Origin of the sequence: Kitasatospora sp. NPDC056651, assembly GCF_042792155.1 — a bacterium.
Taxonomy (GTDB): Bacteria; Actinomycetota; Actinomycetes; order Streptomycetales; family Streptomycetaceae; genus Kitasatospora.
In genome coordinates, this window is record NZ_JBHTWX010000253.1 from 1 (window position 1) to 1,250 (window position 1,250).

A 1,250-nucleotide genomic window follows, 5' to 3' on the forward strand; every position below is an offset into this window, starting at 1 on the left:
TGGTCCCTGAAGCCGTTCGCGAGCAGGCAATCTCGGAACTGTCCTCCTTTCGAATGGACTTGTACGCCGCGATGCCCCGCCGCGCGGACGCCCTGTTCGAGCTGTCGGATGCCCTGCTGTGCACTGACGGTGCGGTCCGCACTCTGGTCGAGCTGGCCCTGGCACCCGAGCACCGGCGCTCGCACGCCTCTCTCTACGCTGCCTTGAACCGGGGAGACCTGGACGCTGACCGCCTTCGGGCCGCGATCGCGGCCCGAAGCGTGCCCCGCGGCCCGGGTCGACGGATCGTACTCGCCGTCGACGTGTCCGCCTGGCTGCGGCCGGATGCTAACACCAGCGACGGCCGCTCCTTCTGCCACACCTACGGCCGGCGCGAGAACACGCACGAGATGGTGCCCGGTTGGCCCTACTCCTTCGTCGCCGCCCTGGAGTCGGGCTCGACGTCGTGGACGGCCCTGCTGGACGCCAGGCGCCTGGAACCCGGCTCGGACACCGCGGCCGTCACCGCCGACCAACTGCGCCAAGTCCTGCGCGGCATCCTCGACGCCGGGCACTGGAAGCCCGGCGACCCGACAGTGCTCATCGTGGCGGACGCCGGCTACGACGGCCCGCGCCTGGCCTACCTCCTGCGGGACCTGCCCGTCCGGATCGTGGTGCGGATGCGCTCCGACCGGGTCTTCTTCAACCCCGTGCCCGACGACTACCAGGTGGGCCCCAAAGGCGGCAAACCCCGCAGTCACGGAGCCCGGTTCGCACTGGCCGACCCCGCAACCTGGCGCGAGCCCGACAGCGACGGCAAACACACCACCCGCCGCTACGGCACCGCCCGCATCCGCGCCTGGCACCGCCTGCACCCGCGCGTGTGGCGACGCTCCGCGTGGAGCGACCACCGCGGCCAACTCCCCACCATTGAGGGCACCCTGATCCGTCTCGACGTCGACCACCTGCCCTCCGGCGGCACCCCGAAGCCGGTCTGGCTGTGGTTCTCCGACCCCACCCCCGCCGACACGGACACCGACATCGCCTGGCACGCGTTCCTACGGCGCTTCGACCTGGAGCACACCTTCCGCTTCCTCAAGCAGATCCTGGGCTGGACCCACCTGGTCCTGGCCGCTCACACCCAACTCCGCCTCGCCAGGCCCCTCGCCGAGGACCTCCGCCGCCCCTGGGAACGACCCCAACCCACCGAGCGCCTCACACCCGCCCGGGTCCAACGAGGGTTCCGCAACATCCGCACGACCCTGCCGAGG

The 1,250-nt window shown here is 71.4% G+C and carries 1 protein-coding gene; it reads left to right on the top strand.

Annotation, left to right across the window (positions count from 1 at the left end; genetic code table 11):
- Positions 1-38: 38 nt before the first annotated feature.
- A partial coding sequence (locus ACFRAR_RS38825) for an NF041680 family putative transposase (RefSeq protein ID WP_380705175.1) occupies positions 39-1,250 on the top strand: 1,212 nt, incomplete at its 3' end.